Origin of the sequence: Allobosea lathyri (assembly GCF_900108245.1) — a bacterium.
GTDB lineage: Bacteria > Pseudomonadota > Alphaproteobacteria > Rhizobiales > Beijerinckiaceae > Allobosea > Allobosea lathyri.
Genome location: NZ_FNUY01000002.1, coordinates 521,914 through 547,454, shown reverse-complemented (window position 1 = coordinate 547,454; position 25,541 = coordinate 521,914). Strand labels below are relative to the sequence as shown.

Sequence of the window (25,541 nt, the reverse complement as noted above, 5' to 3'; positions counted from 1 at the left end):
GCGTGCCACCGCTCAAAACGCCAGCGGAGCGTTATCGACGACCTCCTTCATCACGAAGAAGGTCCGTGTCTGCCTGACGCCGGGCAGCGCGATCAGCTTGTCGGCATGCAGTTTGTTGAAGTCCGCCATATCGCGAACCCGGATCTTGAGGATGTAGTCGAAATCGCCCGCAACGATGTGGCAGTCGAGGACGACGGGCATGTTCCGGATGGCGGCCTCGAAATCGCCGAAACTCTCGGGCGTCGATCGATCGAGCACCACGCCGACGAAGGCCAGCGTGCCCATCTCGACGAGGGCAGGCGAGATCTGTGCCCGCACCGAAGTGACATAGCCTTCGGTGAAAAGGCGCTGAATCCGGCGATGGCAGGTAGCCGGGCTGGTGTTCACGCGCTTGGCGATCTCGGCATTACCCAGCCGCCCGTCCGCCTGCAGCAGGCGAAGAATTTTCATGTCGGTTTTGTCGAGTTCGGCACGCATGGAAGATTCTTCCATTTCGATGTAAAATTATGAGGTCAGAATCTGATTTGGCGACCATAGGCGGAAGCTGAGCGCTAAAGAAGCTCGATCTTTGAGAGGACGTTTCAGCGCTTGAAAGGTAGTTTCGGGGCCGTAATTCGCACGGAAACGAGGCTGCCATGCTGACGAAATTTGATCGCTATCCGCTGACGTTCGGTCCTTCGCCAATCGAGAAACTGGAGCGCCTTTCGGCGCATCTCGGCGGCCAGGTCGAAATCTTTGCAAAACGCGAGGATTGCAATTCCGGGCTGGCCTTCGGTGGCAACAAGCTGCGCAAGCTCGAATATATCGTGCCCGACGCGATCGCCAGCGGCGCCGATACGCTGGTCTCCATCGGTGGCGTGCAGTCGAACCACACCCGCATGGTGGCGGCGACGGCCGCGAAGATCGGGATGAAATGCCGGCTCATCCAGGAGAGCTGGGTGCCGCATGAGGATGCCGTCTATGACCGCGTCGGCAACATCCTGATGTCGCGGGTCATGGGCGCCGAAGTCCAGCTGGTGGATGAAGGGTTCGACATCGGAATCCGCGCAAGCTGGGAAAAGGCGCTGGAGGATGTGAAGGCGAGGGGCGGCAAGCCCTACGCGATCCCGGCCGGCGCCTCGGTCCACAAGTTCGGCGGCCTCGGCTATGTCGCTTTCGCCGAGGAGGTCAGGGCGCAGGAGGCCGATCTGGGCTTCAAGTTCGACTTTATCGTGGTCTGCACCGTGACGGGCTCGACCCATGCCGGCATGGTGGTCGGCTTCGCCAAGGACGGACGCCAGCGCAATGTCATCGGCATCGATGCCTCGGCAACGCCGGCCCAGACGCGCGCCCAGGTCCTTGAGATCGCGCGCAACACCTCGGCCCTGATCGGTGGCAAGGATATCGCCGACGACGATATCGTCCTGAACGAGGACTACGCCTATCCCGTCTACGGCGTGCCTTCCAAGGAGACGATCGAGGCGATCCGGCTGTCCGCGCGGCTCGAAGGCATGATGACCGACCCGGTCTATGAGGGGAAATCGATGCAGGGCATGATCGATCTGGTCCGGAAAGGCTTTTTTCCTGAAGGGTCGAAGGTACTCTATGCCCATCTCGGTGGTGTGCCCGCGATCAACGGCTACAGCTACACCTTCCGCAACGGCTGAGCGTCATGGAGGCCGTCGTCTTCCTGGAGTTCGCGTCGGGCGCGTCGGGCGTGCGGTCCTGCCTGCTCGACCGCATCGCTCCTCTCTCCCTGAGCGGGGATGCCCGGCTCAGTTTCGTCGGGACCGAGCGCGACGACATTCGCACCGCTGAAGTCATCGCGCTCGGTTTCCGCAGCGCGCAGACGGCGAAGGCGATCATGCAGCGCTGGACGAGCGACCCGGCCTTTCCGAAAGCGGTCGAGATGCGCCTGTTGCGCGTCGAGCCGGTCTGGTCGATCGAGCCGCTGGCGGTGATGTTTCCGTAGGCCCGCCGCCGCCTCAGCCGTGCAGCTTGAGCCCTTTGGTGGTCTTGTCGGCCTCCTTGCTCTCCGGGTGGATCGCCATGCCGACAAGGTTCGGCTCCGCCGTCGGCACTGCCGTGACTGGCTCGGTTGTCCACATCATTGCCGGTCGCAAAGCGTGTAGGGGCGCGCCTCCGGGGCGCTGGCGGGACCTGCAGCGAATGGCTGCCATGCCTGCCGCCAATGTTGCGCCGGCTTGCCGGACGCGTCCCGGCGGGGCATGAACTGGGGCAAGGCCGAGCCGCCTCAGGCGTTCCGGGCCGAGCAAGGACTTGAGTGGCTATGCAGCTTGGAATGATCGGCTTTGGCCGTATGGGAGCCAATATCGTACGCCGCCTGATGCAGGCCGGTCACGAATGCGTCGTCTATGACCGCGATCCCAAACCCGGCGCCGCGCTGGCCGGCGAGGACGCGCTCGTTGCGGCCGACCTCAAGGACATGGTCGCGAAGCTCAAGGCACCGCGCGCGATCTGGGTGATGCTGCCCGCCGGCGAGATCACCGAGAAGACGCTCGCTGAGTTGTCCGCGCTGGTCTCTCCCGGTGACACGCTGATCGATGGCGGCAACGCCTTCTGGAAGGACGATGTCCGGCGCGGGCAGGAACTCGCCGCCAAGGGGCTGCATTATCTCGACATCGGCACCAGCGGCGGCGTCCATGGGCTCGATCGCGGCTATTGCCTGATGATCGGTGGCGACAAGGGAACCGTCGAACGGCTCGACCCGCTCCTGAAGGCGCTGGCTCCCGGCAAGGGCGATATCCAGCCGACCCGCCATCGCGATGGCCGCAATCCGCGCAGCGAGGAGGGCTATCTGCATTGCGGGCCCAATGGCGCCGGGCACTTCGTCAAGATGGTCCATAACGGCATCGAATACGGCATGATGCAGGCTTTCGCGGAGGGGTTCGACCTGTTGCGCAATGCCTCGGCCAAGGAAGGCCTGCCGCCGGAATATGGCTTCGACTTCGACGTTGCCGAGATTTCCGAGGTCTGGCGGCGCGGCTCGGTCGTCACCTCCTGGCTGCTCGACCTGACGGCGGAGGCACTCGCCGCCGATGAGGACCTGTCGGCCTATTCCGGCACCGTGTCCGATTCGGGCGAGGGGCGCTGGACCGTGCAGGCTGCCATCGAGACTGCGACGCCGGCCGAAGTGCTGACCTCCTCGCTCTACACCCGCTTCCGCTCGCGCAAGGACCATACCTTTGCCGAGAAGGTGCTGTCGGCCATGCGGGCTGGCTTCGGGGGGCATGTCGAGCCCAAGAAGCCGGTCTGACGCGTCGTGACCCTGCAGCAAAAGGGCCGCAAGCCGGCGGTCATCGTCGTCATGGGCGTCGCCAGCTCGGGCAAGACCTCGCTGGGCGAGCGCCTCGCCGCGCATCTGGGCTGGCCGTTCCGGGACGCCGATTCGTTCCATCCGCCGGAGAACGTCGCCAAGATGGCGGGCGGCACGCCGTTGAACGACGAGGACCGCAAGCCCTGGCTCGCGGCGATCGCCGCATGGATCGACGAGCTTCGCGCCAAGGGCGAGCACGGCATCGTCACCTGCTCGGCGCTGAAGCGGGCCTATCGCCGCGTCATAGTCGGAGACCGGCCCGATGTGGCACTGGTCTATCTCAAGGGCTCGCGCGCGCTGATCGGCGAACGGATGGCGGCACGGCAGCATCACTTCATGCCGCCCGCGCTGCTGGACAGCCAGTTCGCCACGCTGGAGGAGCCGGGCGACGACGAGCTTCCCTTGGTCGTGCCCGTCGACCTGCCCAAGGATGAGATCCAGCGCGAAGTGCTGAGGGAACTGGGCCTCGTCTGATGGAGGCTTGACGGCAGAAACACGCCGTCATTCCGGGGCTACGCGAAGCGTAGAGCCCGGAACCCAGAACCAATGAAGCCGGGCATCGGGCCTCGTCGTCGGCCGCGCTCGGTCAGTCACCATCCGCGCTTCTGGGTTCGGGGCTCGACCTGTGGGTCGCCCCGGAATGACGGCGTGTTTCCGATGGCCAATGACGGGGTCAAGTCACCTCGAACCAGCTCCACAGGCCAAGGTCAAAGCGTTCCAGCACGGTCGAGGAGATCAGCCATCGGCCGGGATTCTCGGCGATGAAGGCAACGTGCAGGCGCTTGCCGTCGGGAATCTGCACGGTGTCGAGGAAATAGGGCTCCCAGCCATCGTCGAGCGGATGCAGCAGGCGGAAGCAGTGCCCGTGCACGTGCATCGGCTGGAAGAACGCCGTCTTGTTCTCGATGGCGAGCACGATCGGGGTGCCGCGCCTGGCGCTGAACAGCGGCTTTGACCCGACCGCGCCAACGCCGCCATTGATCCGCCAGGGCCGTTCGAGATCGAGGCCGGAAAGATCGAGCTTCTGATCGGGCCCGGCCTTTGCGCCGCCCTCGATCACGATCTCAGGCCTCAGCGCGTCCTGCATGCGTACGGCAGCCGGCAAGGACGGGTTGGCTTTCAGGGCGGCCGGCGCAGTCGCGGCGGGCTTCCTCCCGCCCTCGGTGACGAGCCTGACCAGAGGCACGCCGGAGCCGACCAGCGCGGTGACCATGGCCGTCGCGCCCGCCTCTTCCGGCATGTCGACGATCAGGTCGTAGCGCGAGCCCGGCGCGAAGGGCAGCTGCGAGCGCACGGGCTCGAAGGAATCCGTCGGCTGGCCGTCGACTGCGATGACGACGGCTTTCACCCCATCGAAACGCAGCCGCATGATCCGCGCGTTGCAGCCATTCGCCAGCCGCAGCCTGACGCGGGCGCCGGGCGCGACCGCTACGCGCTGCGGCGGCGACCCGCCGTTGACGGTGACCCAGCTCCCGAGCCGGCCGGCGGCAGCGCTTTCGGGACTTGCCGTCACGAATGGCCGAATGACGTGATCGTCTCCAAGCAGCCAGTCCGTGACGAGCACCGGCAGATCGAGGTCGACCACCGGCGGTTCGGGCTCTTCGACGACGAGTATACCGCCGAGCCCGCGTCCGGCGGGTTCGGAAGAGCCGCCTATGACGAAGGGGCGATACAGGATCGTGCCGGATTCAGACGGGCGCAGCCGGTATTCGAAGCTCTCGCCGGGAGCGACGGGAGGCTGGCTGAAGCCGCCGACGCCATCCATCGCCGCCTCGCCGCGCAGCCCGTGCCAATGCAGCGAGAGTGGATTTGCAGTCTTGTTCTCCAGCTTCACGCGCAGGGTTTCGCCCTGTTTGATTCGCAAGGCGGGGCCGGGCGTGGTGCCATCGAACGCCCAGATTTCGGTCTCGGGAGCCGGCGTTGGACGAAGGCGCGCCTTGGCCGGCGCTGCCGTCAGCGTCCGCAGGGCAGGCTCGAGGGGAGGCTCGTTTGCAGACGGCCTGGCGGGCGCGGCCTGCTGCGCCCGTCCGCCCGCAGGCAGAAGGACTGCTGTCGCCGTGAGGCCGGCAAGCACCGAGCGGCGCGTCGCGAGGGCAGGGTGTTCCGGAGGAAGATCGCTCATGGCGACCGGCATAATCGGTGCCGCGTCGTCTGGCGAGAGGTGGTGCTCCGGCGACCGTCCAGGGCCGCGTTGGCAAGGCACCTTTGCAGAACCGTCATTTTTTTGCTGCATGGCGCGGCCGAAATGCGTATAGCACCGCGGCCCAACGATGGCCGCGCTGCGTTTGCTCGCGTGCAGCGCTATCGGGCCGGCGGGCGTGGCGGAATTGGTAGACGCACTGGTTTTAGGTACCAGCGGCGAAAGTCGTGGGGGTTCGAGTCCCTCCGCCCGCACCAGCAAGCGTGCATCGCATCATGACCTTGTCGTCGTGGCGCGGGAAGCGTTAGCTGAAGAAACATGGATTTCGCGAGCGCGGCGGCGGTCACCCGGCGTCGCGCTTTGGACATTGAAGTAACGAGCTGTTGGCGGATCAGAACGATGAACGTGACCGAAACCCTGTCGCAGGGCCTCAAGCGCGAGTTTCAGGTGGTGCTCAACGCCGCCGACCTCAAAACCAGGCTCGATGATGGCCTCCAGGGCCTGCAAGGCAAGGCCAAGATCAACGGCTTCCGCCCCGGCAAGGTGCCGGTCGAGCATCTGCGCCGTCTCTATGGCCGCTCGGTCATGTCCGATGTGCTGCAGAACGCGGTCAACGAAGCCAACCAGAAGATCGTCACGGATAACGGCCTGAAGCTCGCTTTCGAGCCGCAGATCCGCTTCCCCGAGAACAAGGACGAGATCGAGGCCGCGATGGAGGCCAAGGGCGATCTCGCCTTCACCGTCGCGCTCGAAGTCCTGCCCAAGATCGAGCTCGCCGATCTCTCGGACATCTCGCTGACCAAGCCCGTCGCCGAAGTGCCCGACAGCGATGTCGACCAGGCGCTGGAGCGCATGGCCTCGCAGAACCGCACCTTCGCCAACAAGGGCGAGAAGGCCAAGGCCGCCAGCGGCGACCGCCTGATGATCTCCTTCGTCGGCACGCTCGAAGGCAAGCCCTTCGACGGCGGCACGGGCGAGGGTATTCCGCTCGATCTCGGCGCCGGCCAGTTCATCCCCGGTTTCGAGGAGCAGCTCGAGGGCGCCAAGGCGGGCGAGACGCGCACCGTCAAGGTCACCTTCCCCGAGAACTACACCGCCACCCATCTCGCCGGTAAGCCGGCCGAGTTCGAGGTTACGGTCACCGAGGTTCAGGCTCCCGAGCCCGTCAAGATCGACGACGAGCTCGCCAAGTCCTTCGGCATGGAATCGCTCGATGCGCTGAAGACCGCGATTCGCGACCAGATCGGCCGCGATTTCGGCCAGCAGTCGCGCCGCAAGCTCAAGAAGAGCCTGCTCGACGCGCTCGACGGCAAGTACAGCTTCGAGCTGCCCCCGACCCTGGTCGAACAGGAGTTCGCCAGCGTCTGGAGCCAGGTCGAGACGGACATGAGGGAAGCCAAGAAGTCCTTCGAGGACGAGGACACGACCGAGGAGGCCGCCAAGGCCGACTATCGCAAGATCGCGGAGCGTCGCGTTCGTCTCGGCCTCGTGCTGGCCGAGATCGGCGAGCAGGCCAAGGTCCAGATCTCGGATGACGAAGTGACGCAGGCCCTGGTCGAGCGCGCCCGCCAGTTCCCCGGTCAGGAGAAGCAGGTCTGGGAGTTCTATCGCAAGAACCCGCAGGCGCTCGCCGAGATCCGCGCTCCGATCTTCGAGGAGAAGGTCGTCGACCACCTGCTCGAGCAGGTGAAGGTGGACGACCAGACCGTTTCGCGCGAGGCGCTCTACGCTGACGAGGACGCCGACGAGGCGACCGCCGAGGCGAAGCCGAAGAAGGCTGCCAAGAAGGCCAAGAAGGCCGAAGCCAAAGCCGACGAGACGGCCGACGACGCCTCTGCCTGAGCCTCGCGGCAACCTTAACGGCAACAAACACGCCGCCTGGCTGCCAGCTGGGCGGCGCTTCTCTTTTCAGCCGCCTTTGCCGTGCTTATGTGGATGTCTTCTCAAGACAGCCGCTGATTCGAAACATCGCCGTTTATCGGCGCAAGCCATCCAAGGACATGCCCATGCTGCGCGATCCGATCGAGACCTATAACAATCTCGTCCCGATGGTGGTCGAGCAGTCCAGCCGCGGCGAGCGGGCGTTCGACATTTATTCGCGCCTGCTGCGCGAGCGGATCATCTTCCTGACCGGACCGGTCGAGGATTATTCGGCGTCGCTGATCGTGGCACAGCTTTTGTTCCTCGAGGCCGAGAACCCCAAGAAGGAGATTTCCTTCTACATCAACTCGCCGGGCGGCGTGGTGACCTCTGGCCTTTCGATTTATGACACGATGCAGTTCATCCGCTGCCCGGTCACGACATTGTGTGTGGGCCAGGCTGCGTCTATGGGATCGTTGTTGCTGACGGCGGGCGCCAAGGACATGCGCTTTGCCCTGCCCAACGCCCGTATCATGGTGCATCAGCCTTCAGGCGGCTTCCAGGGTCAGGTCACCGATATCCTGATTCACGCCCGCGAGGTCGAGAGCCTGAAGCGCCGGCTGAACGAGATTTACGTCAACCACACCGGCCGCAGCTACGCCGAGGTGGAAGCTGCGCTCGAGCGTGATAATTTCATGACGGCCGAGCAGGCGCGCGACTTCGGATTGATCGACAAGGTCATCGACAAGCGCGCCGAGGAAGCCGTGGTCTGAGTGGCTGCGACTAGCGGTCCCGATCCTGTGGGTTGGCTTGACGTTCTCAAGCTCCCATATTGCAAGGGTACCGGCCTCATGTTTGCATGGGGAATCGGATGAGCGGTCAGGCGCTCCACAGCGATCCGGTTTTGGGTCAGCTTCAATGTCCGGATGTGCCGGAACGGAGCGTTAACCTAATGATCGTGATCTGAAGCGCCTATTATGACGATGAGACGACGGTTGCATCCGCCCCGGCTGATGTGGTCTCCGGCTCCGAGAATGGAGATGGACGATGAGTAAGGTCAGCAGCGGCGATTCAAAGAGCACGCTCTATTGCTCCTTCTGCGGCAAGAGCCAGCACGAGGTTCGCAAGCTTATTGCGGGCCCGACCGTGTTCATCTGCGACGAATGCGTCGAGCTCTGCATGGACATCATCCGCGAGGAATCGAAGTCCGCGCTGGTGAAGTCGAAGGACGGCGTGCCGACTCCCAAGGAGATCCGCAAGGTCCTGGACGACTACGTCATTGGCCAGGAGCACGCCAAGAAGGTGCTCTCGGTCGCGGTCCACAACCATTACAAGCGGTTGTCCCACGCCTCGAAGCACAATGACGTCGAGCTCGCCAAGTCGAACATCCTGCTGATCGGGCCGACGGGCTCGGGCAAGACGCTGCTCGCGCAGACGCTCGCCCGCATCCTCGACGTGCCGTTCACGATGGCCGACGCCACGACGCTGACCGAAGCCGGTTATGTCGGCGAGGATGTCGAGAACATCATCCTCAAGCTGCTCCAGGCCTCCGATTACAATGTCGAGCGGGCGCAGCGCGGCATCGTCTATATCGACGAGATCGACAAGATCAGCCGCAAGTCGGACAATCCCTCGATCACCCGGGACGTCTCGGGCGAGGGCGTGCAGCAGGCCCTGCTCAAGATCATGGAAGGCACCGTCGCCTCCGTGCCGCCGCAGGGCGGGCGCAAGCATCCCCAGCAGGAATTTCTGCAGGTCGACACCACCAACATCCTGTTCATCTGCGGCGGCGCCTTCGCCGGGCTGGACAAGATCATCTCCAGCCGTGGCAAGGGGACCTCGATCGGTTTCGGCGCGACGGTGAAGGGCCCCGACGACCGCCGCGCCGGCGCGATCTTCCGCGAGGTCGAGCCCGAGGATCTGCTGAAATTCGGCCTGATCCCGGAATTCGTCGGCCGTCTGCCCGTTCTGGCGACGCTGGAGGATCTCGACGAAGCCGCGCTGAAGACCATCCTGACCGAGCCGAAGAACGCTCTGGTCAAGCAGTATCAGCGCCTGTTCGAGATGGAGGATACCGAGCTCACCTTCACCGATGAGGCCGTCAGCCTGATCGCGCGCAAGGCGATCGACCGGAAGACCGGTGCGCGCGGCCTGCGTTCGATCATGGAGAGCATCCTGCTCGAGACCATGTACGAGCTGCCGGGTCTCGAAGGCGTCGAGCAGGTCGTGATCGGACCGGAGGCCGTCGAAACCAAGTCGCGTCCGCTCTTCATCTATTCGGAGCGCGAGGATGAGGCGAAGTCGGCCTCGGCCTGATCTCGTCATCCACAGCTTTAAATCGCAAACGCGCGCCCTCTTGGCGCGCGTTTTGCGTCTTGAGGAACGTAGCGCACCGACTGTGCCACCTTGCAACGGGCCGGTTGGAGCATAATGCCACGAAGCTGGAGCCGATCCTCCCACGACTTCATGCGTTGGTTATCCGGAACTCCCTCGGATGCCTCGCTTGAAAGCCGGCGAGGAAGTCTCCACTTTAGGTGCACTCGCGAGAGTCGCACGCCTGTTGAGGGTGCGATGCGCGAGGGCGGACGGAGTGAATGGTCGCTCCGGTCGCGTACGTCCGATCGCTCCGCCCATCTTGGGGGTCCGCCGGGCGCAACCACAAAGGAAAAGTCATGACTGGCTCGGCGCCCCGCGCTCCTTTCGTTTCTGGTGAGACCGGTCTTTATCCGGTGCTCCCCCTGCGCGACATCGTCGTATTCCCTCATATGATCGTCCCGCTCTTCGTCGGCCGCGAGAAGTCGATCCGCGCGCTCGAAGAGGTGGTCAAGACCGATGGTCTGATCCTGCTCGCCACGCAGAAGAACGCCGGCGACGACGATCCGGAGACCAAGGACATCTACGAGATCGGCACGCTCGCGCGCGTGCTGCAATTGCTGAAGCTGCCCGATTCCACCGTGAAGGTGCTGGTCGAGGGCGTCGGCCGCGCCAAGGCGACGGCCTATGTCGCCGATGAGGCCTTCTATCAGGCAGAGGCCGTCGGCCTTGCCGAGGAAGACGGCAAGAAGGTCGAGGTCGAGGCGCTCGGTCGTTCGGTCGTCAGCGAGTTCGAGAGCTATGTGAAGCTCAACAAGAAGATCTCGCCCGAGGTCGTCGCCGCGGTCTCGCAGATCGAGGAGCCCTCCAAGCTCGCCGATACCGTGGCCTCGCATCTGGCGGTCAAGATCGCCGACCGCCAGGCGGTGCTCGAGATCACCCAGGTCGCGCATCGGCTGGAGAAGGTCCTCTCGCTGATGGAAAGCGAGATGTCGGTGCTTCAGGTCGAGAAGCGCATCCGCTCGCGCGTCAAGCGCCAGATGGAGAAGACCCAGCGCGAGTACTACCTCAACGAGCAGATGAAGGCGATCCAGAAGGAGCTGGGCGACGGCGAGGAAGGCCGTGACGAGCTGGCCGAGCTGGAAGAGCGCATCGCCCGCACGAAGCTCTCCAAGGAGGCCCGTGACAAGGCCGTCGCGGAGATGAAGAAGCTGCGCCAGATGTCGCCGATGTCTGCCGAGGCGACGGTCGTGCGCAACTATCTCGACTGGATGCTCGGCATTCCCTGGAACAAGCGGTCCAAGATCAAGAAGGACCTCAACGCGGCCCAGGCGGTCCTTGATGACGATCATTTCGGTCTCGACAAGGTCAAGGACCGGATCGTCGAATATCTCGCAGTGCAGCAGCGGACGAACAAGCTCGCCGGCCCGATCCTGTGCCTCGTCGGCCCTCCCGGTGTCGGCAAGACCTCGCTCGGCAAGTCGATCGCCAAGGCGACCGGCCGTGAGTTCGTGCGCATGTCGCTCGGCGGCGTGCGTGACGAGGCCGAGATCCGCGGACATCGGCGCACCTATATCGGCTCGATGCCCGGCAAGATCATCCAGTCGATGAAGAAGGCCAAGACCTCCAACCCGCTCATCCTGCTCGACGAGATCGACAAGATGGGACAGGACTTCCGTGGCGACCCCTCGGCTGCCCTGCTGGAGGTGCTCGATCCCGAGCAGAACGGCACCTTCAACGACCATTATCTTGAGGTCGACTACGATCTGTCGAACGTGATGTTCGTGACGACGGCCAACACGCTGAACATCCCGCCGGCCCTGCTGGACCGGATGGAGGTGATTCGCATCGCCGGCTACACCGAAGACGAGAAGACCGAGATCGCACGGCGTCACCTGATCCCGAACGCGATCAAGAAGCACGGTCTCGAATCCAAGGAATGGTCGATCGACGACGAGGCGCTGATGACGCTGGTCCGCCGCTATACGCGGGAGGCGGGCGTCCGCAACCTCGAGCGTGAGCTGTCCAACACGGTCCGCAAGGCTGTGAAGGACATCGTCCTGACGAAGAAGAAGAAGGTCGCCGTCACCACCCCGGTGCTGGAAGAGTATCTCGGCCCGCCGCGCTATCGCTATGGCATGGCGGAGACCGAGGATCAGGTTGGTGTCGTCACCGGCCTGGCCTGGACCGAGGTCGGCGGCGAGTTGCTGACGATCGAAGGCGTCATGATGCCCGGCAAGGGCAAGATGACCGTCACGGGCAACCTCAAGGACGTGATGAAGGAATCGATTTCGGCGGCGGCGTCCTATGTCCGCTCGCGCGCCATCGATTTCGGCATCGAGCCGCCCTTGTTCGATCGCCGCGACATCCACGTCCACGTTCCCGAAGGGGCGACCCCCAAGGACGGCCCTTCGGCCGGTATCGCGATGGCTACGACCATCGTCTCGATCCTGACCGGCATCCCAACGCGGCGCGACCTCGCCATGACCGGTGAAGTCACATTGCGGGGCAGGGTGCTGCCGATCGGCGGCCTCAAGGAGAAGCTCCTGGCGGCCCTGCGCGGCGGCATCAAGAAGGTGCTGATCCCGGAGGACAACGCCAAGGATCTGGTCGACCTGCCCAAGTCGGTGAAGGAGGGCATGGAGATCGTCCCGGTCTCGCGGATGGAGCAGGTGCTGCAGCACGCGCTGACGCGCCAGCCGGTTCCGATCGTCTGGGAAGAGACCCTGCCGACGCCGGCTCATCCGGTCGCGGACGACGATGCAGCGGGTCTGGTCGCGCACTGACCCTGCGACGCAAAGCCACAACAGCAAGGCCGCCGGGTTCGCCCGGCGGCCTTTTTTTCGGCAATTCCGCAGCCGGCGGCAGCGGGTCGCAAAACCGGCCATGGCGCATCTCGCAGCAAGGCTTGGGCCAAGTACAGGTTTTAATAGCGGATAGAGTGGCAAACAGCCCGGCTCAGCGTCATTTTTCGGAGAGTGACGCTACGGAATTTTAAATACAAAACAAGATTATGCCGCTCTGAGTATGGAGTGGTGGTTGTCGATTATGCAATTTCAGAGTGTTGCCGGCGAAGTAAATCCGATATCGGGGGCTGATCGCGTCGCGCGGCTTGGTTTGCACTCCTTGCGCTGGTCGATCATCCTTCCCATCCTCCTGGTCAGCGCGATCCTTCTCGTCGCGATTTCGCTGTACGTTCCGCAATCGATCATCGCCGTGGAGACGAAGTCGGCGCGCGAGCGCGCCATTGCGGCAGCTGAGCAGATGCTGGCCCTGCGCAGCTTCTATTCGGACCATGTCATCGCCAAGATCGCCGGCGCGAGCGATGTCGGGGCGCAGGCCGATCACCGCGACAAGGCGCGCACGATTCCGGTTCCCACCACTTTCATTCTCGATTTCACGGCGCAATTGCAGGCGGGCGGCAATGAGATTCGGCTCATCAGCCCTTTCCCATGGCCCAACCGGAAAGACCGCCCGAGCTTTGACGGATTTCAGGCCGATGCCTGGCGTGCCCTGTCGGATAAATCGGAAGCCGCCTTCAGCCGGATCGAAGGTTCAGGCGAGAATTCGGTGCTGCGGGTCGCCATTGCCGACCGGATGAGCCAGAGCTGCGTGAATTGCCACAACACTCATGCGCAATCGCCGATGCGCGGCTGGAAGGTCGGCGACGTACGCGGCATGATCGAGCTCAGGCAGCCGCTAGCCGCCATCACGGCCGAGGCGCGCGATATCGCGCTGCGCCTGACGGTTGGAGCTGCCCTGGCGGCGCTTGTGCTGCTGCTGGTCATGCTCGCCGTGACGATGCGGGTGGTCGTGCCGCTGCGGGGGTTGGCAGGCGCGATCGAGGGGCTGGCTGAGGACAAGCTCGACCTGACGATTCCCCATGTTCGGCGGCGTGACGAGCTCGGCATCGTCGCGCGCGCCTTGACGGTGCTGAAACGACAGCGCCAGCAGGGCCTGGCCTCGCAGCAGACGGCGTCGTGCGAGGCGCAGAAGCGAATCGAGCGCGCAGTCAGGCTGGAGGACTTCGCAGCCGAGTTCGAGCAGGAGCTGCAGCAGGTTCGGCGCGAGGTCGAGAGCTCGTCGCTGGCGATCCGAGGGGCTGTCCGGGAGATGACGACATTGTCGGTGGCGAGCACCGATATCGTCGCCCGTGCCGAGGAACAGGCGAACCGGCTCGACGCAGCCGGCTCCAACGTGCTGCTGCGGACCGAGAGCGTCATCGTTGCGGTCGGCGAGGTCGAGAGCCATCTCGACACCACGACGCGCCGCGCCGAGGACGCCATCCGGCGCTCAGGCGAGACGGATGCGCTGATGCAGCGGCTGGTCGACGACGCTTCGCGCATCGGCGATGTCATCGGGATGATCCGCGATGTCGCCGGGCAGACCAATCTTCTGGCCTTGAACGCGACCATCGAAGCGGCGCGGGCGGGCGATGCGGGCAGGGGGTTTGCCGTCGTGGCTGCCGAAGTGAAGCAGCTCGCCAGCCGAACGGCGGCGGCGACCGCCGATATCGCCGGCCGAATCGACGCGATCCAGACGACGGCCGGGGATGTCGCGGGATCGATCACTGCAATCATGGCCGGCCTGGCGGATGATGGCGAAACGGCCGAGCAGCTCAGTCGCCGGCTGAAGGAGCATGTCCGCGTATCCAGCGATGTCGGCCTGCATCTCCGCATCGTCTTCGACGAGGCGCGCTCGCTGCTCAAAACCCTCGACGAGATCAGGGCGGAGGCCAGCTCGACGCAGCAGAGCGCACAGGCGCTGGACGAAGCCTCGCAGCGCGTCGATCAGTCCGTCCAGATGCTCGGACGCCGCGCCGCGGCCTTCTCCGGCGAACTGACGGCGCTTTGAGGGCCTGACCTGACGGCGATTCGCCGCAATTTCCAGCGCAAGGACTTCGCGGTCAATCGCGCCAAAGGACTTTCGAGTTGCCGACGTGACGATCAAAATCAGGCGACGAATCGAGTCTGGGCAGCGCCATCAGTAATGGGAGCAAAAAGATTCCCAAAATGGGGACATCTCAGCGGGCTCGACCGTGCATTCCTGCTGCCGTCGAGGGAAGCGAAAAGGGTCTTTTCCGGCGAAAGTAGACGGTTGCTGGAGCGGTTCGGGAAGCCAGTCACGCCTCGCTTCGACCGAGGCGGTCGCGGAGAACAAAGCCCGCATCGACGCGCAACGCACTCGGCCCGTCGACTGTGACGGGCGGTACGGATTCTTCGCTATGTATTTGATTTTAATGGCGCGGGCGACGGGGCTCGAACCCGCGACCTCCGGCGTGACAGGCCGGCACTCTAACCAACTGAGCTACGCCCGCGCAGGGCGCGCTGAAGGCCTCGGCCCTCAGCGGTGTTGGGATTATGGGGATCGGCTCGAAGTGTCAAGCACGTCAGCGACAGTAATTTGAAGCTTCACCATTATCCTCGTCTGGTGGGCGGTGACGGGCTCGAACCGCCGACCCTCTCGGTGTAAACGAGATGCTCTACCAACTGAGCTAACCGCCCTTGCGCAGCCGGTTTAAGGCCTTGCCGCCGCTCCTTCAAGCCTCGCGGCAGATGATTCCACGCTGATGCCGCTGCCGGCCCTACCAGGGGCGTCGCGGGCCGGTGTCGATGTGGATAAGGCCGTTCCAGTAGACCTTGTGCCCGCCGACGTCGGGCAGCGCGCGCGCCCATTCCAGCACGACGCGCGGACGAACGCCGGGCACGCGGAAATCCATCGCCTCGCAGCGCTTGTGATAGGAGCCGCGCCGGGCGCGCCAGGGCGGCCGCCAGGTCGAGGTCACTTTCACCGCGCCGTATTTGTCGGCGATCTTGACGAGAATGAGTTTGAGCCGCGATGGCAGGCACGCGATCGATGTGCCCGGATCGGTCGAGATGCCCGGGCTTTCGGCCTTCTCGTTCGGGTCGAAAGCCGGTTCGGCGCCGGCCTTCTGGCCGGGCGTGAGCGTGGGCCATTCCGGCCCTTCGCCCTCATCGGGTTCCGAAGTGGCCGTTTCGATCGTGCCGGGCGTCGGGCTGTCCGGAATCGCCGCGGCGGGCGGGACGATGATCGGCGGCAAAGTGGGGCTGCCGAGCAGGTCGAGATCGAACGGGCGCTGCGGCGGCAGCGGCGCGCGCACGGTCTGCCCGTCCTGCGCAGAGGCACTGGCGACCTGCAAAAGGCAGACAAGCGCCAGCAGCGGCGCGGTTCGCAAGCGGAGCGGCACGCTCAGAGAGCCGCGGCTTGCAAGCAGAAGGGGCGATACGGAGTGTCGGCGAGGGGAGGCCGAAATAGCGCGACGATAGATCGTCGCATGACAGCGGAGCGCCTGGGACGCAGATCCATGGTGGCGCCTTTCCCCAAAGTGCGACCTCTCGCCGCGAGAGGCCGATTCGTGCAGTGTCGTGCGTCGCGCAGGGATTCGGCGAGTCTGAAATTCCACGATATGCTGTAAATATCGGGCCAGGTCGATCTGGTCGTCGATCTGACTGAGGCTTAATCGGCCGCAAACGGGCCTATCCCTGCGCTGCGCTCAACGCGGACGCGCGATTGTGCGACGCGGCAGAGTCTTGCTTCATTCTAATCCAAGGGCTAATCGACTGAGCCAGCGCGCCGTCGCCGGCCGCCTGAAGCGGGTTCGACCATGCAAGCACTTCCAGTACCCTCTCTGCTGACCGACTATCTGCCGCTGGTGATCTTCATCGGCGTTGCGGCGGTCATCGGTCTGGCCCTGCTGATCGCCCCCTTCGCGATCGCCTATTCGAAGCCGGATGCGGAAAAGCTCTCGGCCTATGAATGCGGCTTCAACGCTTTCGACGACGCGCGCATGAAGTTCGACGTCCGGTTCTATCTGGTCGCGATCCTGTTCATCATCTTCGATCTCGAGGTCGCCTTCCTGTTTCCCTGGGCCGTCGCGTTTGGCGGGCTCGGCTGGTATGGTTTCTGCTCGATGATGATCTTTCTCGGCGTGCTCACGGTCGGTTTTGTCTATGAGTGGCGCAAGGGCGCGCTGGAGTGGGACTAGTCGTCAGATCGCAGGCTTTCGCTTCGCGACTTAATCTGACGACTACGACTTCACGAGGTATCTGGAATGGCAATCACAGCGATCGATCGCGGCGACCCGCTCGTTGCGCCTGCGCCCAAGGGGCTGCTTGGCCCTGACGGCCAGCCCGTCGGCCACCGCGACCCCTTCTTCACCGACATCAATAACGAGCTGGCCGACAAGGGCTTCCTCGTCACCGCGACCGACGACCTGATCAACTGGTCGCGCACGGGGTCGCTGATGTGGATGACCTTCGGGTTGGCCTGCTGCGCGGTCGAGATGATGCAGCTTTCGATGCCGCGTTACGATGTCGAGCGCTTTGGTTTCGCGCCGCGCGCCTCACCGCGCCAGTCGGACGTGATGATCGTCGCGGGCACGTTGACCAACAAGATGGCTCCCGCGCTGCGCAAGGTCTACGACCAGATGCCGGAGCCGCGCTACGTCATCTCGATGGGCTCCTGCGCCAATGGCGGCGGCTACTACCACTACAGCTATTCGGTTGTGCGCGGCTGCGACCGCATCGTGCCGATCGACATCTATGTGCCCGGCTGCCCGCCGACTGCGGAAGCGCTGCTCTATGGCGTGCTGCTGCTGCAGAAGAAAATCCGCCGCACCGGCACGATCGAGCGCTGAGGATCTGATATGAGCGATCTCCTTGCTCTCGGCGAAGACATCAAGGCGGCGTTGCCCGGCGCGGTGACGGATGCTGCGGTTGCCTTCGGCGAACTCACCGTTCATGCCGAGGCGGCTTCCATCGTCGAGGTTCTGAAGACGTTGCGCGAGGACAAGCGCTTCCGCTTCGTGAATTTCACCGACATCGCCGGCGCCGACTATCCTGAGCGCGAGAAGCGCTTCGACGTCGTCTACCATCTGCTGGCGCCGCATCATAACCACCGCGTCCGCGTGAAGATCCAGACCGACGAGGCGACGCCCGTTCCCTCGGTAATCGAGGTTTTTCCCGCGGCGAACTGGTATGAGCGCGAGGCCTATGATTTCTACGGCATCCTGTTCTCCGGCCATCCCGACCTGCGCCGCATCCTCACCGATTACGGTTTCGAGGGCTATCCGCTGCGCAAGGACTTCCCGCTGACCGGCTTCGTCGAGGTTCGCTATGACGACGAGCAGAAGCGCGTCGTTTACGAGCCGGTGAAGCTGAGCCAGGAGTTCCGCAACTTCGACTTCCTCTCGCCCTGGGAAGGCACGGACTACGTGCTGCCGGGCGACGAGAAAGCGAAAGCGAGCTGAGCGCGATGGCCACGAGCACGCGATTGTCTGGTGGTTGTCTGTGCGGCGCAGTCCGTTACACGGCGACGCCTACCAAGCCCGAGATGGATGTCTGCCATTGCGGCATGTGCCGGCGCTGGAGCGGCGGTGTCTTCATGGCGGTGTCTTGCACCGATGTCGCCGTAGAGGATGCCACGCAACTCGGCAGCTACATCTCATCCGACTGGGCCAAGCGGCAGTTCTGCCGGAATTGCGGCACGAGCCTGTTCTGGCGCCTGCGCGACAAGGAAGACCATGTCGCGGTGGCCTTCCAGAGTTTTGACGAGACCAGTTCCTTCACCTTCGTCGAGGAAATCTTCATCGACGAGAAGCCGCCGCTTTACGCCTTCGCCGGCGAGCGCCCGCGCCTGACCGGCGCCGAAGTGATGGCGCGGTTCGAGGCGCAGCAGGAATCCGGACATGAGTGAACACAACATCCGGAATTTTTCTATCAATTTCGGCCCGCAGCACCCTGCGGCCCACGGCGTTCTGCGCCTTGTGCTGGAACTCGACGGCGAGATCGTCGAGCGCGTCGACCCGCATATCGGCCTGCTCCATCGCGGCACCGAGAAACTGATCGAGGCCAAGACCTACCTGCAGGCGCTGCCCTATTTCGATCGGCTCGACTATGTCGCGCCGATGAACCAGGAGCATGCCTATTCGCTCGCGGTCGAGAAGCTGATGGGCGTCACGGTTCCGCGCCGTGGCCAGCTCATCCGCGTCCTCTATTCCGAGATCGGTCGCATCCTCTCGCATATCCTCAACGTCACCACGCAGGCGATGGACGTCGGCGCGTTGACGCCGCCGCTCTGGGGCTTCGAGGAGCGCGAGAAGCTGATGATCTTCTACGAGCGCGCCAGCGGCTCGCGCATGCATGCGGCCTATGTCCGGCCCGGCGGCGTCCACCAAGACCTGCCGACCTCGCTGATTCACGACATCGCCGAATGGTGCGACCCGTTCCTCAAGGTCTGCGACGATCTGGAGACGCTGCTCACCGACAACCGCATCTTCAAGCAGCGCAATGTCGATATCGGCGTGGTCGATCTCGATACTTGCTGGAAATGGGGCTTTTCGGGCGTGATGGTGCGCGGCTCGGGCGCTGCCTGGGACCTGCGCAAGTCGCAGCCCTACGAGTGCTACGAGGAGATGGATTTCGACATCCCGATCGGCAAGAACGGCGACTGCTACGACCGCTACCACATCCGCATGGAAGAGATGCGCCAGTCCGCTTCGATCATGAAGCAGTGCTGCGCCAAGCTGCTGGCGGCCGATGGCGGAGGGCCGGTCTCCTCGCTCGACGGCAAGATGGTGCCGCCCAAGCGCGGCGAGATGAAGCGCTCGATGGAAGCGCTGATCCACCATTTCAAGCTCTACACCGAAGGCTATAAGGTGCCCGCCGGCGAGGTCTACGCCGCCGTCGAGGCTCCCAAGGGCGAATTCGGCGTCTATCTGGTGTCGGATGGCACCAACAAGCCCTACCGCTGCAAGATCAAGGCGCCGGGCTTCGCCCATCTCCAGGCCATGGATTTCATGTGCCGCAAGCACATGCTGGCAGATGTCAGCGCGATCCTGGGCTCGCTGGACATCGTGTTCGGGGAGGTCGATCGGTGAACCGTCCCGCAGCCGTCATGGTCGGGCTTGACCCGACCATCTCTTGCCAAGTTGTCACCGCCTGCCAGCGAGTCCGAGATGCCCGGGTCAGGCCCGGGCATGACGCGCGTGGAGTGAATTGAAGATGTCCGTCCGTCGTCTCGCGCCCGATCACGTCCAGCCCGCCTCCTTCGCCTTCGATGTGGCGAACGAGAACTGGGCTGACCAGCAGATCGCAAAATACCCGGAAGGTCGGCAGGCCTCGGCCGTGATTCCGCTGCTGTGGAAGGCGCAGGAGCAGCATCACGGCTGGGTTCCGCGCGCCGCGATCGAGGAGGTCGCCCGCAAGCTCCAGATGGCGCCGATGCGCGTGCTGGAGATCGCGACCTTCTACACCATGTTCAACCTGCAGCCGGTGGGTGAGCATTTCATCCAGCTCTGCGGAACCACGCCTTGCGCCTTGCGCGGCGCCGAAGCGCTGAAGAAGGTCTGCGAAGACGTCATCGGCCCGCAATCGACCGTGACGGCAGATGGCAAGCTGTCCTGGCTCGAGGTCGAGTGCCTTGGCGCCTGCTGCAACGCCCCGATGGCGCAGATCAATTTCGACTATTACGAAGACCTGACCCCCGCCAATTTCCGCGTGCTGCTCGACGATTTGCGCCAGGGCCGCCCGACCAAGCCCGGTCCGCAGATCGACCGCTCCTGCTCGGAGCCGGTCGGCGGTGGCGAGACGCTGAAGGATCCCGCGCTTTATGACGGCACCGTGATCGGCGCCGGCGATTGGCAGAAGCGCGTGACCGAACAGCGCAAGGTGGCCGCCGAGGCCGCCGCCGCAAAGGCCGCCGCCGAGGCCGAGGCCAAGAACGCGGAGGCCAAGAACGCCGAGGCCAAGAACGCGGAAGCCAAGAACGCGGAAGCCAAGAAGGCGGAGGCTACTCCGGTCGCTGTCGAAACCAAGCCGGCGAGCGAGACCGCTGCTGCGGCCAGGCCAAAACCCTCTGCCCCCGCACAGCCTTCGGGCGCCGCCAATGACACGCCTGCGGCTGGCGGCAAGCCGAGCCCCGAGGCGGTCAAGGAATCTGCCAAGCCAGCCGAGCCCGCCGCTCCTGCCAAGGCATCAGAGCCGACGGACGCTGCGACCGCTGAGACCAAGCCGGAGCTGCTGACTGCGGCGCGGGGCGGCAAGGGCGATGATCTCGAACTGATCTGGGGCGTCGGTCCCAAGCTTGCGAAGATGCTCAATGCAATGGGCGTCTGGCATTTCGACCAGGTCGCGAGCTGGACCGCTGAGGAGCTCGCCTGGGTCGATGCACGCCTGACCGGCTTCAAGGGCCGCGCCACGCGCGACGACTGGATTTCGCAGGCCAAGAAGCTCGCGACAGGCTGGAGGCCGGAATCGGCCCTCGGCGACAAGCCGGTGAAGTGAGGCCAGGACAATGCTTGCTGATCGCGACCGTATCTTCACCAATCTCTACGGCCGGCACGACCTCTCGCTGAAGGGCGCGATGGCGCGTGGCGCCTGGGATGGCACGAAATTCCTGCTCGAACAGGGCAAGGACTGGATCATCGACGAGATGAAGAAGTCCGGCCTGCGCGGACGCGGTGGCGCGGGCTTCCCGACCGGGCTGAAATGGTCGTTCATGCCCAAGGTCAGCGATGGCCGGCCGAGCTATCTCGTGGTGAATGCCGACGAGTCGGAGCCGGGCACCTGCAAGGATCGCGAGATCATGCGCAACGACCCGCATACGCTGGTCGAGGGCTGCCTGATCGCCTCCTTCGCCATGGGCGCGCATGCGGCCTACATCTACATTCGCGGCGAATATGTCCGTGAGCGCGAGGCGCTGCAGCGGGCCGTCGACGAGGCCTATGAGGCCAACCTCATCGGCAAGAACAACAAGCACGGCTATCCGTTCGATCTATATGTCCATCACGGCGCCGGCGCCTATATCTGCGGCGAAGAGACCGCCCTGCTCGAGAGCCTCGAGGGTAAGAAGGGCATGCCGCGGATGAAGCCGCCATTCCCCGCCAATGTCGGCCTGTATGGCTGCCCCACCACCGTCAACAACGTCGAGTCGATTGCGGTCGCGCCGACCATCCTGCGCCGCGGCGCAGCCTGGTTCTCCTCGCTCGGCAACCCCAACAATGTCGGCACGAAGCTGTTCTGCGTCTCCGGCCATGTGAACAAGCCCTGCAATGTCGAAGAGGTGATGGGCATCCCCTTCCGCGAACTGATCGACCGCCATTGCGGCGGCGTGCGCGGCGGCTGGGACAACCTCATGGCCGTCATCCCCGGCGGCTCGTCGGTGCGCATGGTGCCGGCCGAGCAGATCATCGACACGCCGATGGATTTCGACTCGCTGTCGAAGCTCAAATCGGGCCTCGGCACGGCCGCCGTCATCGTCATGGACAAGTCGACCGACATCGTCCGCGCCATCGCCCGCATCAGCTATTTCTACAAGCATGAGAGCTGCGGCCAGTGCACGCCCTGCCGCGAAGGCACGGGTTGGATGTGGCGTGTGCTCAACCGCATGGCCGAGGGCAGGGCGCAGAAGCGCGAGATCGACATGCTGCTCGACGTCACCAAGCAGATCGAGGGCCACACGATCTGCGCGCTCGGCGACGCCGCTGCCTGGCCGATCCAGGGCCTGATCGCGCATTTCCGTCACGAGATCGAGAAGCGCATCGACGATTATGCCGCGAACCCGCATTCCGAGCCGGTTCGACTGATGGCGGCGGAGTGAGATCATGACCAAACTCCTCATCGACGGCATCGAGGTCGACGTACCCGCCGAGTACACGCTGCTTCAGGCCTGCGAGGTCGCTGGCGCCGAGGTGCCGCGCTTCTGCTTCCATGAACGGCTTTCGATCGCCGGCAATTGCCGGATGTGCCTCGTCGAGGTGAAAGGCGGCCCGCCGAAGCCGCAGGCCTCCTGCGCCATTGGCGTGCGCGACCTGCGCCCAGGCCCCAATGGCGAGCCGCCGGTCGTCTCGACCAAGTCGCCGATGGTCAAGAAGGCGCGCGAGGGGGTCATGGAGTTCCTCCTGATCAACCACCCGCTGGATTGCCCGATCTGCGACCAGGGCGGCGAATGCGACCTGCAGGATCAGGCCATGGCCTATGGCGTGGACAACTCCCGCTATGCCGAGAACAAGCGCGCGGTCGAGGACAAATATATCGGCCCGCTGGTGAAGACCTCGATGACGCGCTGCATCCAGTGCACGCGCTGCGTCCGCTTCACCACGGAAGTCGCTGGCGGCTCCGATCTCGGCGCGATCGGTCGTGGCGAGGATATGGAGATCACGACCTATCTCGAGCAGGCGATGACCTCCGAGCTTCAGGGCAATATCGTCGACCTCTGCCCTGTCGGCGCGCTGACCTCGAAGCCCTACCAGAACAAGGCCCGGCCCTGGGAGCTGACCAAGACCGAATCCATCGACGTGATGGACGCGCTCGGCTCGGCCATCCGGGTTGATTCGCGTGGCAAGGAGGTCATGCGCATCCTGCCGCGCCTGAATGAGGCCGTGAACGAGGAGTGGATCTCCGACAAGACCCGCCACATCGTCGACGGCCTGCGCACGCAGCGGCTGGACCGCCCCTATATCCGCGAGAACGGCGCCCTGCGCCCGGCGAGCTGGAGCGAGGCCTTCGCGCTGATCGCCACCAAGGTCAACGCTGCGAGCCCGCAGCGCATCGGTGCGATCGCCGGCGATCTCGCCGCTGTCGAGGAGATCTATGCGCTGAAAAGCCTGATCGCTTCGCTCGGCAGCGCCAATCTCGACTGCCGCCAGGACGGCGCCGGGCTGCATCCGAAGTTCGGGCGGGCCTCTTACGTCCTCAATGCCGGCATCTCCGGGATCGATCAGGCGGATTCGCTGCTGATCATCGGCGCGAACCCGCGCAAGGAAGCGCCGATCCTGAACGCACGCATCCGCAAGCGCTGGCTGCGCGGCGATTTCAAGGTCAGCGTCATCGGCGAGAAGGCCGACCTGACCTATGACTACGATTATCTCGGCGCCGGCACCGATACGCTCGCCGATCTGATCAAGCGCGCCACTGCCGACAAGGCCCGGCCGATGGTGCTGGTCGGGCAGGGCGCTCTTGCCCGTCCCGATGGCGAGGCAATCCTGTCGATGGCGGCCAAGGCCGCGCAGCTGCTTGGCAGTTCGACCGAAGGCTGGAACGGCTTTGGCGTGCTGCATACCGCAGCCGCTCGCGTCGGCGCGCTCGATCTCGGCTTCGTGCCGGGCGAGAACGGGCTCGATGTCGCCGGCATGATCAGTCCCGGCGCGCTCGACGTGCTGTTCCTGCTGGGCGCCGACGAGATCGAGGTGCCCGCGGGAGCCTTCGTGATCTATCAGGGCACGCATGGCGACAAGGGCGCGCACCGCGCCGATGTCATCCTGCCGGGCTCGGCCTATACCGAGAAGTCGGGAACCTATGCCAATACCGAGGGCAGGGTGCAGATGACCGATCGCGCCACCTTCCCGCCGGGCGACGCCCGCGAGGACTGGGCGATCCTGCGCGCGCTTTCGGCCGTGCTCGGCAAGACCCTGCCATTCGATTCGCTGTCGGGCCTGCGCAGGGCGCTCTATGAGGCGCATCCGCATTTTGCGGCGCTGGACACGCTGCCTGTCTCCGATGCGAGCGGTCTTGGCCAGCTTGCCGGTCTTGGCGGCAAGGCCGATAAGGCGGGCTTCGTCTCGGCGGTCAGCGACTTCTACCAGACCAACCCGATCGCGCGCGCTTCCGCCGTGATGGCCGAATGCTCGGCGCTGGCTTCGGGCCGGCTGCTGCAGGCGGCGGAGTAAGCGGCCATGAACTGGGATATCGTCCTCGACATCGCGATCATGTTCGGCAAGAGCCTGCTGCTGCTGGTCTGCCTGCTGGTCTTCATCGCCTACATCCTGCTTGCCGATCGCAAGATCTGGGCAGCGGTGCAGCTGCGGCGCGGGCCCAACGTAGTCGGCCCCTTCGGCCTGTTCCAGAGCTTCGCCGACCTGCTGAAATTCGCCTTCAAGGAGCCGATCATTCCGTCGGGCGCCAATAAGGGCGTGTTCCTGCTGGCGCCGTTCATCTCCTGCCTGCTGGCGCTCGGCGCCTGGGCCGTCATTCCGGTGGCGGAAGGCTGGGCGATCGCCGACATCAATGTCGGCGTGCTCTACATCCTCGCGATCTCGTCGCTGGGCGTCTACGGCGTGATCATGGCCGGCTGGGCCTCGAACTCGAAATATCCGTTCATGGGCGCGCTGCGCTCGGCGGCCCAGATGGTGTCGTATGAAGTCTCGATCGGCTTCGTCATCATCACCGTGCTGCTGTGCGTCGGTTCGCTGAACCTGACGGCGATCGTCGAAGCGCAGAACACCAGCTGGGGCATGCTGCGCTGGTACTGGCTGCCGCTGTTCCCGATGTTCGTCGTGTTCTTCATCTCGGCGCTGGCCGAGACGAACCGCCCGCCCTTCGATCTGCCCGAAGCCGAATCGGAACTCGTCGCCGGCTTCATGGTCGAGTACTCCTCGACGCCGTATCTGCTGTTCATGCTCGGCGAATACGTGGCGATCATGACCATGTGCTCGCTGACGACGATCCTGTTCCTCGGCGGCTGGCTGCCTCCGTTCCCGATCGCGCCGTTCACCTGGGTGCCGGGCGTGATCTGGTTCATCCTCAAGGTCAGCCTCGTCTTCTTCATGTTCGCGATGGTGAAGGCCTTCGTGCCGCGCTACCGCTATGATCAGCTGATGCGCCTGGGCTGGAAGGTCTTCCTGCCGCTGTCGCTGATCTCTGTCGTGGTCGTTGCCTTCGTGCTTCAGGTCACGGGATGGGGGCCGGTGCGCTGATGCCGATGTCGGTCGTCGGCCCGATGATCGGCATTGTTTGCGGTGTTCTGGTTTATATTGCTGCGTCATGGACGCTGCGTAGAAGCAAGGTGTTCGATGCCTTCGATGTCGGGCTTGGTGGTGGGTTTGCCGCAGCTGTCGTCGGTGGCTTCGTTGGATACAAGATCGTTGAACTGGCCGGCTTCGTCGCCGGCTGAGAT

Annotated in this window: 23 protein-coding genes and 3 tRNA genes; 20 read left to right on the top strand and 6 right to left on the bottom strand. The window is 64.3% G+C overall.

The window, feature by feature from the left end; translation table 11 throughout:
- Positions 1-12 precede the first annotated feature (12 nt).
- Entirely contained in the window at positions 13-477 is a 465-nt protein-coding gene (locus C4S73_RS06920) for an Lrp/AsnC family transcriptional regulator (RefSeq protein WP_103871878.1), read from the bottom strand.
- Positions 478-635: 158 nt separating this feature from the next.
- Between C4S73_RS06920 and C4S73_RS06915 the strand changes: the two genes are divergently transcribed.
- Together C4S73_RS06915 and C4S73_RS06910 are read left to right on the top strand one after the other, a co-directional pair.
- Positions 636-1,646, top strand: coding sequence for a 1-aminocyclopropane-1-carboxylate deaminase (locus C4S73_RS06915; protein WP_103871713.1), 1,011 nt, complete (start codon positions 636-638; stop codon positions 1,644-1,646).
- A gap of 5 nt (positions 1,647-1,651) precedes the next feature.
- Positions 1,652-1,951: a hypothetical protein gene (locus C4S73_RS06910; protein WP_103871712.1), complete on the top strand. Its 300-nt coding sequence runs from the start codon at positions 1,652-1,654 to the stop codon at positions 1,949-1,951.
- A 13-nt stretch (positions 1,952-1,964) separates the two neighbouring features.
- Here C4S73_RS06910 and C4S73_RS28870 read toward each other — a convergent pair whose 3' ends face one another.
- Positions 1,965-2,090, bottom strand: a complete 126-nt coding sequence (locus C4S73_RS28870; protein ID WP_146071291.1) for a DUF2000 domain-containing protein — start codon at positions 2,088-2,090, stop codon at positions 1,965-1,967.
- A gap of 179 nt (positions 2,091-2,269) precedes the next feature.
- Between C4S73_RS28870 and gnd the strand changes: the two genes are divergently transcribed.
- Both gnd and C4S73_RS06900 read left to right on the top strand, forming a co-directional pair.
- A complete protein-coding gene (gnd, locus tag C4S73_RS06905; RefSeq protein ID WP_103871711.1) occupies positions 2,270-3,256 on the top strand; it encodes a phosphogluconate dehydrogenase (NAD(+)-dependent, decarboxylating) in 987 nt (328 codons plus the stop codon).
- Positions 3,257-3,262: 6 nt separating this feature from the next.
- Positions 3,263-3,790 carry a gluconokinase gene (locus tag C4S73_RS06900; protein WP_244595471.1) on the top strand — a complete coding sequence of 176 codons (528 nt, stop codon included), beginning with the start codon at positions 3,263-3,265 and terminating at the stop codon, positions 3,788-3,790.
- Between the two features lie 199 nt (positions 3,791-3,989).
- Here C4S73_RS06900 and C4S73_RS06895 read toward each other — a convergent pair whose 3' ends face one another.
- Positions 3,990-5,438, bottom strand: coding sequence for a multicopper oxidase family protein (locus C4S73_RS06895; RefSeq protein ID WP_103871876.1), 1,449 nt, complete (start codon positions 5,436-5,438; stop codon positions 3,990-3,992).
- 190 nt (positions 5,439-5,628) lie between these two features.
- On the opposite strand from C4S73_RS06895, the gene C4S73_RS06890 reads away from it, so the two are divergent.
- From C4S73_RS06890 to C4S73_RS06865, 6 genes are all read left to right on the top strand, one after another.
- Positions 5,629-5,713, top strand: a tRNA-Leu gene (locus C4S73_RS06890).
- Between the two features lie 142 nt (positions 5,714-5,855).
- Positions 5,856-7,298 carry a trigger factor gene (gene tig, locus C4S73_RS06885; RefSeq protein WP_103871710.1) on the top strand — a complete coding sequence of 481 codons (1,443 nt, stop codon included), beginning with the start codon at positions 5,856-5,858 and terminating at the stop codon, positions 7,296-7,298.
- Between the two features lie 167 nt (positions 7,299-7,465).
- A complete protein-coding gene (locus C4S73_RS06880; RefSeq protein WP_103871875.1) occupies positions 7,466-8,089 on the top strand; it encodes an ATP-dependent Clp protease proteolytic subunit in 624 nt (207 codons plus the stop codon).
- A 274-nt stretch (positions 8,090-8,363) separates the two neighbouring features.
- Positions 8,364-9,632, top strand: coding sequence for an ATP-dependent Clp protease ATP-binding subunit ClpX (gene clpX, locus C4S73_RS06875; protein ID WP_103871709.1), 1,269 nt, complete (start codon positions 8,364-8,366; stop codon positions 9,630-9,632).
- Positions 9,633-9,988: 356 nt separating this feature from the next.
- Entirely contained in the window at positions 9,989-12,415 is a 2,427-nt protein-coding gene (lon, locus tag C4S73_RS06870) for an endopeptidase La (RefSeq protein ID WP_103871708.1), read from the top strand.
- 340 nt (positions 12,416-12,755) lie between these two features.
- Positions 12,756-14,483, top strand: a complete 1,728-nt coding sequence (locus tag C4S73_RS06865) for a methyl-accepting chemotaxis protein (protein ID WP_160115683.1) — start codon at positions 12,756-12,758, stop codon at positions 14,481-14,483.
- Between the two features lie 386 nt (positions 14,484-14,869).
- Here the strand turns inward: C4S73_RS06865 and C4S73_RS06860 are convergent.
- The 3 genes from C4S73_RS06860 to C4S73_RS06850 all read right to left on the bottom strand — a co-directional run bounded on the left by C4S73_RS06860 (position 14,870) and on the right by C4S73_RS06850 (position 15,837).
- Positions 14,870-14,946 (bottom strand) — tRNA-Asp (locus C4S73_RS06860).
- A 111-nt stretch (positions 14,947-15,057) separates the two neighbouring features.
- Positions 15,058-15,133 (bottom strand) — tRNA-Val (locus C4S73_RS06855).
- A gap of 80 nt (positions 15,134-15,213) precedes the next feature.
- On the bottom strand, positions 15,214-15,837 hold the full coding sequence (locus C4S73_RS06850; protein ID WP_103871706.1) for a YcbK family protein: 624 nt from the start codon (positions 15,835-15,837) through the stop codon (positions 15,214-15,216).
- Between the two features lie 417 nt (positions 15,838-16,254).
- On the opposite strand from C4S73_RS06850, the gene C4S73_RS06845 reads away from it, so the two are divergent.
- From C4S73_RS06845 to C4S73_RS06800, 10 genes are all read left to right on the top strand, one after another.
- Entirely contained in the window at positions 16,255-16,635 is a 381-nt protein-coding gene (locus C4S73_RS06845) for an NADH-quinone oxidoreductase subunit A (protein WP_103871705.1), read from the top strand.
- Positions 16,636-16,701: 66 nt separating this feature from the next.
- Positions 16,702-17,286 (top strand): NuoB/complex I 20 kDa subunit family protein, encoded by a 585-nt coding sequence (locus C4S73_RS06840; protein WP_103871704.1) that lies wholly within the window; start codon positions 16,702-16,704, stop codon positions 17,284-17,286.
- Positions 17,287-17,295: 9 nt separating this feature from the next.
- On the top strand, positions 17,296-17,898 hold the full coding sequence (locus C4S73_RS06835) for an NADH-quinone oxidoreductase subunit C (RefSeq protein WP_103871703.1): 603 nt from the start codon (positions 17,296-17,298) through the stop codon (positions 17,896-17,898).
- 5 nt (positions 17,899-17,903) lie between these two features.
- Complete coding sequence (locus tag C4S73_RS06830) at positions 17,904-18,344, top strand: GFA family protein (protein ID WP_103871702.1); 441 nt, start codon at positions 17,904-17,906, stop codon at positions 18,342-18,344.
- Positions 18,337-19,527 (top strand): NADH-quinone oxidoreductase subunit D, encoded by a 1,191-nt coding sequence (locus tag C4S73_RS06825; RefSeq protein ID WP_103871701.1) that lies wholly within the window; start codon positions 18,337-18,339, stop codon positions 19,525-19,527. The genes C4S73_RS06830 and C4S73_RS06825 overlap by 8 nt, the downstream gene beginning before the upstream one ends.
- A 124-nt stretch (positions 19,528-19,651) precedes the next feature.
- Entirely contained in the window at positions 19,652-20,932 is a 1,281-nt protein-coding gene (gene nuoE / locus C4S73_RS06820; RefSeq protein WP_103871700.1) for an NADH-quinone oxidoreductase subunit NuoE, read from the top strand.
- 10 nt (positions 20,933-20,942) lie between these two features.
- Entirely contained in the window at positions 20,943-22,247 is a 1,305-nt protein-coding gene (gene nuoF, locus C4S73_RS06815; RefSeq protein ID WP_103871699.1) for an NADH-quinone oxidoreductase subunit NuoF, read from the top strand.
- A gap of 4 nt (positions 22,248-22,251) precedes the next feature.
- Positions 22,252-24,315: an NADH-quinone oxidoreductase subunit NuoG gene (nuoG, locus tag C4S73_RS06810; protein ID WP_103871698.1), complete on the top strand. Its 2,064-nt coding sequence runs from the start codon at positions 22,252-22,254 to the stop codon at positions 24,313-24,315.
- A 6-nt stretch (positions 24,316-24,321) separates the two neighbouring features.
- On the top strand, positions 24,322-25,341 hold the full coding sequence (nuoH, locus tag C4S73_RS06805; protein WP_103871697.1) for an NADH-quinone oxidoreductase subunit NuoH: 1,020 nt from the start codon (positions 24,322-24,324) through the stop codon (positions 25,339-25,341).
- Positions 25,341-25,538 carry a hypothetical protein gene (locus C4S73_RS06800; protein ID WP_146071290.1) on the top strand — a complete coding sequence of 66 codons (198 nt, stop codon included), beginning with the start codon at positions 25,341-25,343 and terminating at the stop codon, positions 25,536-25,538. The genes nuoH and C4S73_RS06800 overlap by 1 nt, the downstream gene beginning before the upstream one ends.
- Positions 25,539-25,541 lie beyond the last annotated feature (3 nt).